This is a genomic window from Bacillota bacterium, from assembly GCA_013178125.1.
GTDB lineage: Bacteria > Bacillota > SHA-98 > Ch115 > JABLXJ01 > JABLXL01.
In genome coordinates, this window is sequence record JABLXJ010000012.1 from 91689 (window position 1) to 106226 (window position 14538).

The following is a 14538-nucleotide window of genomic DNA, read 5'->3' on the forward strand; positions in this document are numbered from 1 at the left end:
ATGACCTGCCCTCCTTCATTTGCGATATCACGCCGAATTACGCTACGCTGACCCCCCAGGTTTTACCGCGAGTACAACTCGACAATCATATGCTCCTGGACCGGCACATCTATTTGATCCCTTGTCGGCAGGTTTAGAACCCTGCCAGATAGCTCGCCCGCGTTGAGCTCAAGCCACGGCGGCGGGGTCGCCCTGTCAGCAAGCGACTCGGCAAGGGCCTTGAATTTCGGAAGCTCCCTGCTCCCCTCGCGAACCGAGATAACATCCCCGGGATTCACAAGGTAGGAAGGGATATCTACCTTCTTCCCGTTCACGGCTATATGGCCGTGCATCACCGTTTGCCTCGCTTCATTCCGTGAACCTGCGAGGCCCAGCCGGTAGACAACATTATCAAGCCTACTCTCGAGGATCTGGAGCAGGGCCTCACCGGTGATTCCCTTCTTCCTCGCCGCCATCTCAAAATAGCGCTCAAACTGCCGCTCGAGAACTCCGTATATCCTCCGGAGCTTCTGCTTCTCTCTTAGCTGTATCGCATACTCGGATAGCTTCTTTCGCCCCTGGCCGTGCTGCCCCGGAGCATATCCTCGCCTGTCAATCGCGCACTTATCTGTAAAACACCTCTCGCCCTTGAGAAAAAGCTTCATGCCCTCTCTCCTGCAAAGCCTGCATACAGGCCCTGTATACCTTGCCATGCAATCAACCTCCCTTAGACCTTAGACTCTCCTGCGTTTAGGTGGCCTGCAACCATTATGAGGGATGGGAGTTACGTCCTTTATCATGTTTACCTCCAGGCCAGCAGCCTGCAGGGACCTGATCGCTGCCTCTCTCCCGGCCCCCGGTCCCTTCACATAGACCTCTATCTGCCTCATCCCATGCTCCATCGCGACTTTAGCCGCCGCCTCCGCAGCCATCTGGGCTGCAAACGGAGTGCCTTTTCTCGATCCCTTGAACCCCTGGTTGCCCGCGCTTGACCAGGAGACCAGATTGCCATGTGGGTCAGTTATGGTAATTATAGTATTATTGAACGTCGACCGAATATGTGCGGCGCCGGATTCAACGTGTTTTCGCTCTCTCCTCTTTGTCCTGGTGCCTTTCTTAGGCATCGCCCCATACCCCTCCTCCTATATTACTTGGATCTCCTTACCCCTACCGTCTTCCGCGGGCCTTTCCGGGTCCTGGCGTTGGTCCTGGTCCGCTGCCCTCTGACGGGAAGCCCGCGCCTGTGTCGCAGGCCCCGGTAGGTCCCTATATCAATAAGCCGCTTGATGTTGGCCGCCTCTTCCGCCCTGAGGTCGCCCTCGACCTTATACTCCTTATCAATAGCCTCTCTAAGCCTTGTTATCTCCTCTTCTGTGAGATCGTTAACCCTAGTATCCGGGTTGACCCCCGTCCTACCAAGGATATCCCTGGACCTGGTGAGCCCGATGCCGTAAATATACGTCAATGCAATTTCAACCCTCTTGTCCCTGGGCAGGTCGACTCCGGCAATCCTGGCCATTCTCCTTTCACCTCCACCCTAGCCTTGTTTCTGCTTGTGCTTGGGATTCTCACAGATAACCATAACGCGCCCTTTGCGCTTGATTATCTTGCATTTCTCACATATCTTCTTAACCGATGGGCGCACCTTCATAATTCAAACCCTCCCGGTTTGCCTCATTATTATTCAGATCCATGCTCAATGGCCATGTCCATGCTCAATGGTCACGCTCAATGCCCTGCTCTATTTAAACCCGCTCTACTTAAAGCCCTATTTAAAGCGGTAGATGATTCGCCCGCGCGTCAAATCATAGGGCGAAAGCTCCACGGTTACCCTATCGCCCGGCAGTATCCTGATGAAATTCACCCTCATCTTCCCAGATACATGGGCCAGGACCCTGTGCCCATTCTGCAGCTCAACGCGGAACATGGCATTGGGCAACGCCTCAATCACTGTCCCCTCAACCTCTATGGCGTCGCGCTTGGACATAGGGTCATTGCCCCCCTTTATCATTTATATCACTCATATCATTGCCTGAATCATTGCCTAGATTTCTCAAGGCCTCTCGGACCTCCTCGTCGCTGACCTCCTGACCTGCCAGGAGCTTAGACTCTATATCACGCGCAACCTTCGAAAGCACGGTGAGGTGGCAAATGTTCTTCCTTTTAAAATTCCCCTGTCTGCGAACCCTGCCGTCTATGAGCTCCACATATCTTCCATCAACGACCCTGGCAATAAGATAAAGCCGCCCACGATCTCTCCCCGCGCGCGAGATAACAAGCTGCCCGGGACGCAATTCCATATCAAATCACCTGCCACCCAAAGATTGGTGCGTCGGTCAGGGGGCCAGGCTAAAGTCGGGTCAATATCTCAGGTTCCCCGGCGGTAATAGCGACTGTATGCTCGAAATGAGCCGACAGCGACGAATCTCTGGTTACCACGGTCCACTTATCTTCTTTTACGACAACCTCGTGATCTCCAGCGTTCACCATGGGCTCGATAGCCAGGACCATGCCAGGTTTAAGGAGAGGACTCGATGATCCCTGGACAACAAAATTGGGAACCTGAGGATCCTCATGCATATTCCGCCCTATGCCATGTCCAACGAAACTACGAACCACGGAGAAACCATGGGATTCAACATGCGACTGTATAGCATGAGATATATCCATCACGCGACGGCCTGCCCTCGCCGCATCTATTCCCCTGTAAAGCGCCTCCTCGGTCACCTCCAGCAGCCGCTTGGCCTCCTCGCTGATCTCCCCAACAGGAAAGGTCATGGCAGCATCGCCATGGAAGCCGCCAACAATCGCCCCTACATCGATGCTGATTATATCGCCTTCTATAAGGCGCCTCTTGCCCGGAATGCCGTGGACCACTTCCTCATTTACCGATGCGCACACACTCCTGGGGAACCCGTGAAACCCTTTGAAAGACGGGGCCCCACCGAGTTTCCGAATACAATCCTCAGCGATGGCATCAATCTCCAGGGTGGTTACGCCGGGCCTCACCGTCTCTCTAATCCTTTCAAGAGTCTGCGCAACAACCCTCCCGGCCTGTCGCATGGCCCTGATCTCTTCATCGGATTTACGCACGATCATGAGCTGTCGCTTCCTCTAGCGCATCACGAATATCCTCGTAGACCTCCTCGATATCCTGTTCGCCATTAACCACGCGCAGCAAGCCCTGTGCGCGATAATAATCCACAAGGGGGCTGGTTTCGGCGGCATATACTTCCAGCCGCTTCCTCACGGTTTCCTCCTTGTCATCATCGCGCTGGTATAACTCTCCCCCGCAGGCCGGGCACTTACCCGGGTCCGGCGGCGGGTTGAATATGACATGGTAGGTGGCCCCGCACCGCCTGCAGGTCCGCCGCCCGGTCAGCCTGGCAACCAAGGTCTCGGCGCTCGCCTCAATGCTGACAACTGCATCAAGCCTCGAGCCGATCTGAGCCAGCACTCCATCAAGCGCCCTGGCCTGGGTCAGGTTTCGGGGGAAGCCATCGAGCACAAACCCGTTGCGGCAATCATCCGCCGAAAGCCGCTCCCGCACTAGCCCGATTGTGACCTCATCAGGGACAAGACGTCCTGATCTCATATATTCCTGGGCAGTCCTCCCGAGCTCGGTCCCTCGCTTAACCGCGTCGCGAAACATGTCGCCTGTCGAAACATGAGGTATGCCGTTGCCCTGCGCTATCCTATCAGCTTGCGTGCCCTTCCCGACCCCAGGGGGTCCCAGTAAAACCAGCCTCATCATTGGTAGGCCCCGCCTCCTATTTGATGAAGCCCTCATACTGCCTCATGAGCAGCTGGGCCTCTATCTGTTTCATCGTGTCGAGCGCCACCCCAACTACAATCAACAATGCCGTGCCGCCAAAGTATATACTCTGTATCTTCGTCAGCGCCGTCATGATGTTTGGAAGCACCGCCACTACTGCAAGGAATATAGCCCCCGCCAGGGTTATCCTCGTGAGAACCCTGTCCAGGTATTCAACGGTGGGTCTACCGGGCCTCAGGCCGGGTATGAATCCCCCATACTTCTTCATGTTGTTGGCGACTTCCACAACGTTAAAGGTAACGGCCGTGTAGAAGTAGGTGAAGAATACCACCAACACCGCATAGGCAATTATATAACTCAGGCTCCCAGACGCGACCCAGTTGCGGAGAAAATCAAACCTCGGCACAAACTGCGCGATCGTCATCGGGAATGCCAGGACCGACGATGCAAAGATGACCGGTATCACGCCCGCCTGGTTGACCCGCAGGGGTATGTGCGTAGTCTGCCCACCATACATCCTCCGGCCGACCACACGTTTCGCATACTGCACGGGCACCCGTCGCTGGCCCTCCTGAATCCAGATAACCCCTACAACAGAGGCGACAGCGAGTATGAGAAAGAGAATCACGTTGAACGGGTTGATCCCGCCCTTGCCGATTGTAAGCACCGTCATGTGGGCATAGGCGGGGACCCTCGCCACAATACCCGCGAATATAATCAGCGATATCCCGTTACCGATGCCGTGCTCGGATATGAGCTCGCCGAGCCACATGAGAAATACGGTCCCCGCGGTCAGGGTCGTCACGATCAACGCAATGGGGAGGAAGCCCGGCGTCTCCACAGCGCCCCGTATGGCCATCGTAATGCCAAGTGCTTGGATCACGCCCAGGACGACGGTCCCGTACCGGGTGTACTGGGCTATCTTCTTGCGTCCGTCCACCCCCTCCTTGGCGAGCCTCTCCAGGCTGGGGACCACGATCGTCAAGAGCTGGATTATAATCGAAGCCGTGATATACGGGTTAACCCCCATGGCAAAGACTGTAAACTTCTTCAGGGCTCCCCCCGCGAACATGTCAAGGAGGCTGAAGAGGCCACCCTCCCCGAAGGTCTCGACCAGCTTCGCGGCATTCACCCCTGGAACCGGGATGTAGGCGCCGATCCTGAAGACCGCCAGGAGGAGCGCCGTGTATATCAACTTGTTTCGCAGGTCCTTCACCCTGACTGCGGCGCTTAAAGAACGCAGCACCTAAATCACCTCGACCTTCCCACCGGCTGCTTTGATCTTCTCCTCCGCTGACCGGCTGAAGCTGTGTGCCCTGACTGTGAGGGATCTGGTCAATTCCCCATCGCCAAGGACCTTGAGGCCATCTTTCACCCTTTTCACCATGCCCGAGCCGACAAGCACATCGGGGGTGACTTCCGTGCCTTCATCGAACCGGTTAAGATCCCCTACCTTGATGATTGCATACTCCTTTTTGAATATATTAGTGAACCCCCTTTTCGGGAGCCGGCGCTGAAGCGGTGTCTGGCCACCCTCAAACCCGGGCCCCTTGCCGCCGCCGGATCGCGCTAACTGTCCCTTGTGGCCTTTGCCGGCGGTCTTTCCAAGCCCTGACCCTATACCCCGCCCCTTTCTCTTGGGCGCTTGCTTAGCTCCGGCGGGCGGCATAAGCTCATGTAGCCTCACCAGTCGCACCTCCTTCTTCTCACTGGTTTCCTCACTTGCTGATTTCATCCACATCCAAAAGATGCCCTATTTTCCGGATCATCCCGCGGACCTGCGGGGTGTCCTCATGCACAACAGTCTGATTTAGTTTTGAAATCCCGAGCGCCTTGATCGTCGCCTTCTGGTCCTCTGGCGCTCCTATTCCGCTCCTGCGGAGGGTGATCCTCAATTTACGCGATCCTGGCCCTGCCTTGGATGCCTTAGATTCCGTGGACAAGTTGCCTTCCCCCTCAACCAAGCAATTCCTCACCAGGCAATTCCTCAATTCCTCAACCGAGCAACTCTTCAACGGTCTTGCCGCGGAGCTTTGCAACATCCTCAGGGCGCTTAAGGGACTTCAAACCCCGGACCGTGGCACCGACCACGTTCAGCGGATTGGAAGAACCTAAAGACTTTGTGAGGATATCCCTTATCCCCGCGGATTCAACAACTGCTCTCACGGGCCCGCCCGCGATAACGCCGGTGCCTTCACCCGCCGGCTTCAGCAAGACCTTCCCCGCACCGAAGCGACCTACTACTTCGTGCGGTATCGTCGTTCCAATAACCGGGACCTCGAAGATGCTCTTCTTGGCGTCCTCCACGCCCTTCCTTATAGCCTCCGAGACCTCCCCCGCCTTGCCGAGGCCCACGCCTACGTGCCCATTGCCGTCGCCGACGACTACCAGGGCGCGAAAGCTCCGTGTCCGGCCGCCCTTCGTAGTCTTGGCAACAGGATCAATGCTTACAACCTTCTCCTTAAGCTCGAGGCCTTCATAATCAACCCTCTTCATCTACTCCTGCTTCCCTCCCTTTACCCCTGATTTCTTTCGGCCAGCACCATGACTTTCGCCAGTTCTGCCAGGAGTCAAAACTCAAGGCCTCCCTCTCGCGCGCCATCCGCAAACGCCGCGACCCTGCCGTGGTAGATGTTGCCACCACGATCAAAGATAACGCTCTTTATCCCCTTTTCAAGGGCGCGCTTCGCGAGCAGCTTGCCAACCGCCCTCGCGGCCTCCACATTACTGCCTCGCCCGACTTCCTTCCTCACCTCGGGCTCCACGGTGGATACCGATACCAGCGTATGACCGGCCTGGTCGTCTATAATCTGCGCGCTGATGTGCTTGAGGCTCCTGAATACGCTCAATCTCGGGCGCTCCAAGGTCCCAGCAACCCTTTTTCGCACCCTCAGATGCCTGCGTTCCCTCGCCGACCTTCTATCAAATGAGTTAAACATCCATCACCGCACCCCTCACACCGTTACTTCTTACCGGCCGCCTTGCCGGCCTTGCCAGCCTTCCTGCGTATCCGCTCATCAGCATACTTGATACCCTTACCTTTATACGGCTCCGGCTCACGTACGGCGCGGATATCCGCCGCTACCTGGCCGACACGCTCCTTGTCAATCCCCCTGACCACGATCTTCGTGGGCTGGGGCACCTCTATCTCAATACCCTCCTCGGGCTCGATCTCGACCGGGTGCGAATAGCCGACAGTGAGAACCAGCTTCTTCCCCTGCTTCGCCGCCTTGTATCCCACACCCGCAATCTCCAGGGATTTCTCGTAGCCATCGGTGACGCCCTTGACCATGTTTGCCACGAGCCCGCGAGTCAGGCCATGCAGCGCCTTATGCTCCTTGCTGTCGGTGGGGCGCTTTACAAGCACCCTGCCATCCTCCACCAATATCTGCATATCACCGTGAATCTTCTTTGAAAGGGTCCCTCTCGGCCCCTTGACTGTTACGACATTTCCGTCGACCGCCACTTCGACGTTCTGAGGCAACGCTACCGGCATCCTTCCAATACGAGACACCTGTATCCCTCCTTCCACACGGGAACCCTCACGGCCTCACCATACGTAGCAGATTACCTCGCCGCCCACGTTCTCCTTGCGTGCCCTCTTATCAGCCATGATGCCCTTCGAGGTTGACAAGATCGCAACCCCGAGCCCGCCCAGGACCCTGGGCAGCTCATCCTTGCCGGCATAGACACGAAGCCCCGGCTTGCTGATCCGCTTCAAGCCGGTGATCACTTTCTGCTTATTAGGCCCATACCTCAGATACAGCCTGAGAATCCCCTGCTTCCCATCGTCAATAACCTCGTAATCCCTGATGAAGCCCTCCTCCTTGAAGACCCGGGCAATCTCCCTCTTGATCTTGGAGGCCGGGACATCAACCACCTCATGATTCGCCGTGCTTGCATTTCGAATTCTTGTCAGCATATCGGCAATCGGATCCGTTGATACCACGCCAGACGACCCCCCTTCTCACCAGCTCGCCTTGGTCACACCCGGTATTTCACCCTTGTGCGCCAACCTCCTGAAACAGATCCTACACATATCAAACTTTCTCATGTATGCCCTGGGACGCCCACAAATCCGGCACCGGTGATATGCACGCACCCTAAACTTGGGCGGCCTCTTCTGCTTTTCAATAAGAGACTTCTTTGCCAAGCTGTTCCCTCCTTCCCTCTTCCTATCTCCTTTTTCAAGTGAATCCCGGCTACTTACAACCCTTACGATATTACGACACAATCCTGCAATCCTGCAATTATGCAATTATGCTCTACTGTCTTACCTCATATATCTCTTAATCCGTCCTAAAGGGCATGCCCATAGCCTTGAGGAGCTCATAGGATTCCTCATCTGTTTTCGCGGTAGTGACGAGCGTTATATCCATTCCGCGTATCTTATCGATCTTATCATATACTATCTCGGGGAAGATCAACTGCTCTTTAACCCCAAGGGTGTAATTACCCCTGCCGTCGAACCCCTTTGGAGAAACCCCACGGAAATCCCGGATTCTGGGGAGAGCTGCATTAAATAGCTTATCAAGAAAATAGTACATCCGCTCACCCCGGAGAGTCACCTTACACCCGATGGGGACACCCTTCCGGAGCTTGAACGCGGCTATGGACTTCTTTGCCCGCATTACTGCCGGCTTCTGGCCCGTTACAGTCTTTAGATCCTCCATTGCTGCATCAAGGGCTTTGGGTTCTGATACCGCATCGCTTACCCCCATATTGACTACAACCTTTTCTATCCTGGGAATCTCCATGACGCTCTTGTAGTTGAATCTCTGCTTCAGCAATGGAGCGACTTCCTTCTCATATTTTTCTCTGAGACGCGACATTAACCACCCTCCTTCCGCTTCGAAGGCTGTCTCACTTTCCTATCTCAGCGCCACACCGCTTGCAGACTCTGATATAGTCCCCATCCTCCGCCAGCACCTGCCCCACCCGGGTTGGCTTATTGCATTTACTGCATACGACCATAACCTTGCCTACAGGCATGGGCCCCGGCTTTTCAATAACCCCGCCCTGAGGCATTGTGCGTGTCGGCTTCGTATGACGTTTCAAGATGTTGATGCCTTCGACGCTTACCTTTCCATCCTTAGGGAACACCCGCAAAACCTTCCCCTTCTTGCCTTTATCCTTTCCCGAAAGAATCAGGACCGTATCGCCCTTTTTGACCTTCAACCTTGCCTGGGCCAACTCCAGTGCGCCCCCTTTCAGACTAAAGCACCTCTGGCGCAAGCGAGACTATCTTCATGAAATTCTTCTCCCTCAACTCACGCGCCACGGGCCCAAAGATCCTCGTCCCCCTGGGATTATTCTGGTCATTTATAATTACGGCCGCGTTCTCGTCAAATCTTATATATGAACCGTCAGGTCTCGGGAGATTCTTCCGCATCCTGACGATAACAGCCCTCACAACGTCGCCCTTCTTCACCATGCCGCCCGGGGCTGCCTCTTTCACCGAGGCCATTATGACATCCCCGATCCCGGCGTAACGCCTGTTGGAGCCACCGAGGACGCGTATACACATAATCTTCCTTCCCCCGGTATTATCGGCTACGTTGAGAATAGTCTGCGGCTGGATCATCGCCCACCCTCCTTTCGAAACCATTCCTGCAGAAACCGCCCTGGCTCATAGACCCGACCTGCCTCTACCTGGCCTTTTCTATAATGCCGACGACCCTCCATCTCTTATCCCTGCTGAGAGGCCTCGTCTCCATAATCCTTACCTTATCGCCAATATGGCACACATTCCCCTCATCATGGGCCTTGAGCTTCGTAGTCCGGCGAATAATCCGGCCATAAAGCGAGTGCCTTACCATTCTCTCAATGGCCACCACGACCGTCTTATCCATAGCATCGCTAACAACCGTGCCAACCCGCATCTTGCGGACCCCGCGTTCCGCCGTCGCCACAGGACCCCCTCCTTCCGCACCTGGTCTAGACTAGCTAGGCCTGATTAATCCTCAGCTCTCGCTCATGCAAAATTGTATTAACTCGCGCAATTGAACGCTTAACTTCTCGCAGCCTCATCACGTTCTCAAGCTGGCCGGTGGCAAGCTGGAACCTGAGATTGAAGAGCTCTTCCTTGAGGTTCCGGAGGTTTCTTTCCAGTTCCTCGTTCGTCAGATCCCTTATCTCCTTAGCCTTCATTTGCCTCACCACCCACTTCCTCGCGCTTGATAAACTTGCTCTTGACAGGGAGCTTATAGGCAGCGAGCCGCATTGCCTCCCTCGCCACATCCTCGGGCACCCCTGCAATTTCAAAAAGCACGCGCCCGGGCTTTACGACCGCAACCCAGTATTCAGGGTTGCCCTTCCCGCTTCCCATACGGGTCTCTGCGGGTTTGGCCGTAACGGGCTTATCCGGGAAAATCTTAATCCAGACCTTCCCACCCCTCTTAATATAGCGGGTCATGGCAATTCGAGCCGCCTCGATCTGGCGCTCAGTGACCCACCCCGGCTCGAGCGCCTGCAGTCCAAACTCGCCGAGGAAAAGCTCCGATCCTCGCGAGGCGGTGCCCTTCATCCTGCCGCGCTGGACCTTTCGATACTTTACTCTCTTGGGTTGTAACACTCTTACTCGCCTCCCTGTGCCGCCGCTTTCGGCTTCTCCGGAAGCACCTCGCCCTTATATATCCACACCTTGACCCCTATACGGCCATAGGTGGTATAAGCCTCTGCGAAGCCATAGTCGATGTCAGCCCTCAGCGTATGAAGGGGAACCTTGCCCTCATTATAACCCTCACTCCGGGCGATTTCCGCACCGCCAAGGCGCCCGCTGCACGACATCTTTACCCCCTGAGCACCGAGCTTCATCGCCCGAGCCAGAGCCTGTTTCATAGCTCGCCTGAATGAAATCCTCTTTTCAATCTGCTGCGCAATGTTCTCGGCCACCAGCTGCGCATCAAGCTCGGGAATCCTGACCTCCACGATATTTACGCTCACCTGTTTACCCGTTAGGCTCTCAAGCTGGCGTCTGAGGCTCTCGACCTCCTGGCCGCCTTTCCCTATAACCATACCAGGCCGCGCCGTGTGAATGGTCAGCCTGACCCTGTTGGCTGCCCTCTCGATCTCGACCCTCGAGATGCCAGCCGCGTAAAGCCTCCCCTTGATGAACTTCCGGATTTCGAGGTCCTCGTGCAGGAGCTCTGAATAGTTCTTCTTGCTATACCATCTCGATGCCCAGTCCTTTATTACCCCGAGCCTCAGTCCAAGTGGGTGTACCTTCTGGCCCACAAATCAACCCTCCTTCTCTCTGAGAATAACCGTCACATGACTCGTCCGCTTCCTTATTCTCGCCGGAATGCCACGCATCCGGGCGCGCCATCTCTTCAAGGTTGGACCCTGATCCACATGAGCCACTGCAACATAGAGGTCTTCCCTGTTAAGGTCCAGATTATGCTCGGCGTTTGCCACGGCCGACTTAACAACCTTCGCCACAACCTCCGAAGCCCCTTTGGGGGTATGCTTCAACAGCGCCAGTGCCTCGTTGGCGGTCTTGCCCCTGATAATATCGACAACCTGCCGGACCTTCCGCGGCGAGATTCTCACGTAACGTGCTACTGCCCTGGCCTCCATATCTCGCACCAACCCCCTTCCTACTTCAGAGCCGTCGATCGCTCCGTATGCGCGCCATGGCCCCTGAATGTCCTCGTCACTGCGAACTCACCCAATTTATGGCCCACCATATCCTCGGTGATGTATATCGGGACGTGTCTCCTGCCATCGTGAACCGCGATGGTATGTCCCACCATGTCTGGAAATACTGTTGAATCCCTGGACCAGGTCTTGATGACCTCTTTCACGCCCTTTTCATTCATGGCCTTTATCTTCGCCAGGAGCCTTGCTTCTACATAGGGCCCCTTCTTCAGCGATCTTGACACGCGCCTACCTCCTTCCATGAAAACGCACCTCAATGAGACTGGCAAGATTGCCTAGCTCGTGCGCCTCTTGAGGATCATCTTATCGGATAGCTTTCGCTTGCGAGTCTTATAGCCCAGCGTGGGCTTGCCCCATGGAGTGACCGGGCTCTTTCGCCCAACAGGTGCGCGGCCCTCTCCACCACCGTGAGGGTGATCCACCGGGTTCATGACCACCCCGCGGACCTTTGGTTTCCGGCCAAGCCACCTCGAGCGACCCGCTTTGCCGACGGAGATATTCTCCCACTCGACATTTCCAACCTGGCCGACGGTAGCCTTGCAGTCGAGGCGAAGCAGCCGCACCTCGCCTGATGGAAGGCGAACGTGGGCGAAATCCCCCTCCTTGGCGATGAGCTGGGCCCCTATGCCTGCCGCCCTCACCAGCTGGCCACCCTTACCCGCTACGAGCTCAATGTTATGGATAATGGTGCCAACAGGGATATTGCGCAGCGGGAGGGCGTTGCCCGGCTTTATATCAGCACCCGGGCCGGACATCAACACATCCCCGGTCTTGACCCCCAGCGGAGCGATGATATAGCGCTTCTCGCCATCGGCGTAGTTCAAGAGTGCAATACGAGCGCTCCTGTTGGGATCGTATTCAATGGCTGCGACCCTGGCCGGCACGCCGTCCTTGTCCCTCCGGAAATCTATAACCCTGTAAAGCCTCTTGTGGCCGCCGCCACGGAACCTAGCCGTGATCCTGCCATAGACATTGCGCCCCGCGGACTTTTTCAACGGCCTGAGCAACGAACGCTCAGGTTTTTCCTTCGTAATCTCGTCAAAGGCGGATACCGTCATAAAACGCCTACCCGCCGTTATGGGCTTGAACTTTCTTATCGCCACCTTGTGCTTTCCCTCCCTTGTTACGGGATCACCCGGCCAGACGCCCTCGAACTAAACCTCGGACCAAACCTCGAACTAAACGCCCTCGAAGATCGGGATCGAGTAGTTTTTCTCGAGGGTGACTATAGCCTTTTTCCGTTCGGGCGTTCTCCCCTGGAACCGCCCTACCCTCTTGATCTTACCGTAGATGCGGGTGGTGGCGACATCCTTGACCTTTACCTTAAAGATCGCCTCCACCGCCTCCTTGATCTGGGTCTTGTTGGCGCGGAGATCGACAATGAACGTGTACTTATTCTGCTCAAGCATCCTGGTGCTTTTCTCCGTCACCATGGGCCGTATGATTATATCTCGCGGATCCCCCATTGCCCCCATTGCACTCACTGCGCCAGCACCTCCTCCAGCTTGGCGACGGCATCCCTGGTCATGAGGAGCTTCTTGTGAGCCAGGATATCGTAGACATTGAGCTTCTCGACAGGGATAGTCGTAACGCCAGGGATATTATTGGCCGACCTGGTGATATTGGCATCAAGCTCCGCCGTCACAACCAGGGCGGAGTCGCCCGCATCCAGCCCATTGAGGATCCCCAGCATCGTCTTGGTCTTCGGTGCTTCAAGGCTGAGATCATCGAGGATCACCAACTCGCCCGCCTCAGTCTTGGCGGAGAGGGCCGATTTGAGTGCAAGCCTTCTCGCCTTCTTCGGTAGCCGGTAGCCATAATCCCTCGGCTGGGGCCCAAAGAGAGTCGCGCCGCCAGGCCATAGCGGCGATCGCCTGCTCCCATGCCTTGCGCGTCCCGTTCCCTTTTGCCTCCAGGGCTTCACCCCGCCGCCGGAAACATATCCAATAGTCTTCGTAGCAGCCGTCCCCTGGCGTCTGGACGCAAGCTGCATAACCACGGCCTCGTGTAGGAGGCCCTTATGCACGGGGACCCCGAAAACCCCGTCTGATAAATTCAACTCCCCGACTTTTTCTCCACGAACGTTATAGAGAGGCGCCGTGGGCATGACCGTTCCCCCCTTTACTTGGCGCTCCGTTTCTTAATGCTTTCCTTCACGATGAGAAGGCCTCCCCTCCGGCCTGGGACCGCGCCGCGAACCAGCAATAGATTCCGGTCAGCGTCGACCTTGACCACCTTGAGGTTCTGAATGGTAACTCGTTCCCCTCCGAGGCGCCCCGGGAGCCTTCTACCCTTGAAGACACGCGCAGGGTCAGTTGCACCCAGAGAACCGACCCTCCTGTGGTACATCGATCCATGGGACATTGGCCCGCGCCGGAAGTTCCAGCGTTTCACGACGCCGCTGAAGCCCTTACCGAGGGAAGTCCCCGTGATGTCCACGGAATCCCCTTCCTTGAATATGTCAGCCTTTACCTCCTGGCCGACCTGGAACTGCTCAGCATCATCCGTCCTTATCTCTTTGAGGTAGCGGGTCGGCTTTAGCCCGGCCTTTTTGAAATGTCCCCGCACGGCCCTGGTAAAAAGCCTCTCTCTCTTCTCCCCCATGCCGAGCTGGATGGCGTTATAGCCATCGGTCTCCCTGGTTTTCTTTTGAACAATAATGCATGGCCCCGCCTCGACCACGGTCACTGGCACAGCATTCCCATCTGAATCAAAAACTCGAGTCATCCCAAGCTTCCTGGCGAGTATACCCTTGGGCACGACCGACACCCCCTCTCTGGGTCGAAGCTCAGAGTTTGATCTCTATATCCACCCCAGCCGGCAGGTCGAGCCTCATCAGGTCTTCAACCGTCTTCGGGGTGGGATCAAGAATATCTATTAACCTCTTGTGCGTGCGCATCTCGAACTGCTCCCTCGAGTCCTTGTCAACATGGACCGAGCGCAAAACGGTATAGACGCTCTTCTCCGTCGGCAACGGGATCGGCCCCGAGATCTGCGCCCCGCTCCGCCTGGCCGTATCCACGATCTTTTCACAGGACTGGTCCAGGAGCTTATGATCGAACGCCTTGAGCTTTATCCTTATCTTCTGGCTGGTCATATCAATACCTCACTATCGGCGAATTTGC

General features: G+C 56.0%; 29 protein-coding genes and 1 pseudogene. All 30 read right to left on the reverse strand.

Annotated elements, in window-relative coordinates; translation table 11 throughout:
• Positions 1–62: 62 nt before the first annotated feature.
• Positions 63–692 (reverse strand): 30S ribosomal protein S4, encoded by a 630-nt coding sequence (rpsD, locus tag HPY71_11010; protein NPV54040.1) that lies wholly within the window; start codon positions 690–692, stop codon positions 63–65.
• A 21-nt stretch (positions 693–713) separates the two neighbouring features.
• A complete protein-coding gene (gene rpsK, locus HPY71_11015) occupies positions 714–1103 on the reverse strand; it encodes a 30S ribosomal protein S11 (protein NPV54041.1) in 390 nt (129 codons plus the stop codon).
• A gap of 23 nt (positions 1104–1126) precedes the next feature.
• A complete protein-coding gene (gene rpsM / locus HPY71_11020) occupies positions 1127–1498 on the reverse strand; it encodes a 30S ribosomal protein S13 (GenBank protein ID NPV54042.1) in 372 nt (123 codons plus the stop codon).
• A gap of 18 nt (positions 1499–1516) precedes the next feature.
• Positions 1517–1630, reverse strand: a complete 114-nt coding sequence (gene rpmJ / locus HPY71_11025) for a 50S ribosomal protein L36 (protein ID NPV54043.1) — start codon at positions 1628–1630, stop codon at positions 1517–1519.
• Positions 1631–1747: 117 nt separating this feature from the next.
• Positions 1748–1966, reverse strand: coding sequence for a translation initiation factor IF-1 (gene infA / locus HPY71_11030; protein NPV54044.1), 219 nt, complete (start codon positions 1964–1966; stop codon positions 1748–1750).
• A gap of 67 nt (positions 1967–2033) precedes the next feature.
• Positions 2034–2279, reverse strand: a pseudogene (locus HPY71_11035) (RNA-binding protein).
• Between the two features lie 49 nt (positions 2280–2328).
• A complete protein-coding gene (map, locus tag HPY71_11040; GenBank protein NPV54045.1) occupies positions 2329–3078 on the reverse strand; it encodes a type I methionyl aminopeptidase in 750 nt (249 codons plus the stop codon).
• Positions 3065–3730 carry an adenylate kinase gene (locus HPY71_11045; GenBank protein NPV54046.1) on the reverse strand — a complete coding sequence of 222 codons (666 nt, stop codon included), beginning with the start codon at positions 3728–3730 and terminating at the stop codon, positions 3065–3067. Before HPY71_11045 ends, map begins: the two co-directional genes overlap by 14 nt.
• Before the next feature lie 19 nt (positions 3731–3749).
• The gene (secY, locus tag HPY71_11050) at positions 3750–5000 is read right to left on the reverse strand and encodes a preprotein translocase subunit SecY (GenBank protein ID NPV54047.1); all 1251 of its coding nucleotides are present in this window, start codon (positions 4998–5000) and stop codon (positions 3750–3752) included.
• Positions 5001–5441 (reverse strand): 50S ribosomal protein L15, encoded by a 441-nt coding sequence (gene rplO / locus HPY71_11055; GenBank protein ID NPV54048.1) that lies wholly within the window; start codon positions 5439–5441, stop codon positions 5001–5003.
• Between the two features lie 31 nt (positions 5442–5472).
• Entirely contained in the window at positions 5473–5796 is a 324-nt protein-coding gene (gene rpmD / locus HPY71_11060; protein NPV54049.1) for a 50S ribosomal protein L30, read from the reverse strand.
• Positions 5750–6250, reverse strand: coding sequence for a 30S ribosomal protein S5 (gene rpsE, locus HPY71_11065; protein NPV54050.1), 501 nt, complete (start codon positions 6248–6250; stop codon positions 5750–5752). Before rpsE ends, rpmD begins: the two co-directional genes overlap by 47 nt.
• 74 nt (positions 6251–6324) lie before the next feature.
• Complete coding sequence (locus HPY71_11070) at positions 6325–6693, reverse strand: 50S ribosomal protein L18 (GenBank protein ID NPV54051.1); 369 nt, start codon at positions 6691–6693, stop codon at positions 6325–6327.
• A gap of 23 nt (positions 6694–6716) precedes the next feature.
• Positions 6717–7268, reverse strand: coding sequence for a 50S ribosomal protein L6 (rplF, locus tag HPY71_11075; GenBank protein ID NPV54052.1), 552 nt, complete (start codon positions 7266–7268; stop codon positions 6717–6719).
• Between the two features lie 36 nt (positions 7269–7304).
• Positions 7305–7703 (reverse strand): 30S ribosomal protein S8, encoded by a 399-nt coding sequence (rpsH, locus tag HPY71_11080; GenBank protein ID NPV54053.1) that lies wholly within the window; start codon positions 7701–7703, stop codon positions 7305–7307.
• An 18-nt stretch (positions 7704–7721) separates the two neighbouring features.
• Positions 7722–7907, reverse strand: a complete 186-nt coding sequence (locus tag HPY71_11085) for a type Z 30S ribosomal protein S14 (GenBank protein ID NPV54054.1) — start codon at positions 7905–7907, stop codon at positions 7722–7724.
• A gap of 136 nt (positions 7908–8043) precedes the next feature.
• Positions 8044–8586, reverse strand: coding sequence for a 50S ribosomal protein L5 (gene rplE / locus HPY71_11090; GenBank protein ID NPV54055.1), 543 nt, complete (start codon positions 8584–8586; stop codon positions 8044–8046).
• A 31-nt stretch (positions 8587–8617) separates the two neighbouring features.
• Positions 8618–8947: a 50S ribosomal protein L24 gene (locus tag HPY71_11095; GenBank protein NPV54056.1), complete on the reverse strand. Its 330-nt coding sequence runs from the start codon at positions 8945–8947 to the stop codon at positions 8618–8620.
• 22 nt (positions 8948–8969) lie between these two features.
• Positions 8970–9338: a 50S ribosomal protein L14 gene (rplN, locus tag HPY71_11100; GenBank protein NPV54057.1), complete on the reverse strand. Its 369-nt coding sequence runs from the start codon at positions 9336–9338 to the stop codon at positions 8970–8972.
• Between the two features lie 64 nt (positions 9339–9402).
• The gene (gene rpsQ / locus HPY71_11105; protein NPV54058.1) at positions 9403–9636 is read right to left on the reverse strand and encodes a 30S ribosomal protein S17; all 234 of its coding nucleotides are present in this window, start codon (positions 9634–9636) and stop codon (positions 9403–9405) included.
• Between the two features lie 64 nt (positions 9637–9700).
• Positions 9701–9904 (reverse strand): 50S ribosomal protein L29, encoded by a 204-nt coding sequence (gene rpmC / locus HPY71_11110; protein NPV54059.1) that lies wholly within the window; start codon positions 9902–9904, stop codon positions 9701–9703.
• Positions 9894–10328 (reverse strand): 50S ribosomal protein L16, encoded by a 435-nt coding sequence (rplP, locus tag HPY71_11115; GenBank protein NPV54060.1) that lies wholly within the window; start codon positions 10326–10328, stop codon positions 9894–9896. Before rplP ends, rpmC begins: the two co-directional genes overlap by 11 nt.
• Before the next feature lie 2 nt (positions 10329–10330).
• The gene (gene rpsC, locus HPY71_11120) at positions 10331–10990 is read right to left on the reverse strand and encodes a 30S ribosomal protein S3 (GenBank protein NPV54061.1); all 660 of its coding nucleotides are present in this window, start codon (positions 10988–10990) and stop codon (positions 10331–10333) included.
• Between the two features lie 3 nt (positions 10991–10993).
• On the reverse strand, positions 10994–11332 hold the full coding sequence (gene rplV, locus HPY71_11125) for a 50S ribosomal protein L22 (GenBank protein ID NPV54062.1): 339 nt from the start codon (positions 11330–11332) through the stop codon (positions 10994–10996).
• 20 nt (positions 11333–11352) lie between these two features.
• Positions 11353–11637, reverse strand: a complete 285-nt coding sequence (rpsS, locus tag HPY71_11130) for a 30S ribosomal protein S19 (protein NPV54063.1) — start codon at positions 11635–11637, stop codon at positions 11353–11355.
• 51 nt (positions 11638–11688) lie between these two features.
• Positions 11689–12516 carry a 50S ribosomal protein L2 gene (gene rplB / locus HPY71_11135; GenBank protein NPV54064.1) on the reverse strand — a complete coding sequence of 276 codons (828 nt, stop codon included), beginning with the start codon at positions 12514–12516 and terminating at the stop codon, positions 11689–11691.
• A gap of 75 nt (positions 12517–12591) precedes the next feature.
• Complete coding sequence (rplW, locus tag HPY71_11140; protein NPV54065.1) at positions 12592–12879, reverse strand: 50S ribosomal protein L23; 288 nt, start codon at positions 12877–12879, stop codon at positions 12592–12594.
• Between the two features lie 14 nt (positions 12880–12893).
• A complete protein-coding gene (rplD, locus tag HPY71_11145; GenBank protein ID NPV54066.1) occupies positions 12894–13520 on the reverse strand; it encodes a 50S ribosomal protein L4 in 627 nt (208 codons plus the stop codon).
• A 14-nt stretch (positions 13521–13534) separates the two neighbouring features.
• Positions 13535–14173: a 50S ribosomal protein L3 gene (gene rplC / locus HPY71_11150; GenBank protein NPV54067.1), complete on the reverse strand. Its 639-nt coding sequence runs from the start codon at positions 14171–14173 to the stop codon at positions 13535–13537.
• A gap of 28 nt (positions 14174–14201) precedes the next feature.
• The gene (gene rpsJ / locus HPY71_11155) at positions 14202–14510 is read right to left on the reverse strand and encodes a 30S ribosomal protein S10 (GenBank protein NPV54068.1); all 309 of its coding nucleotides are present in this window, start codon (positions 14508–14510) and stop codon (positions 14202–14204) included.
• Positions 14511–14538: the final 28 nt, after the last annotated feature.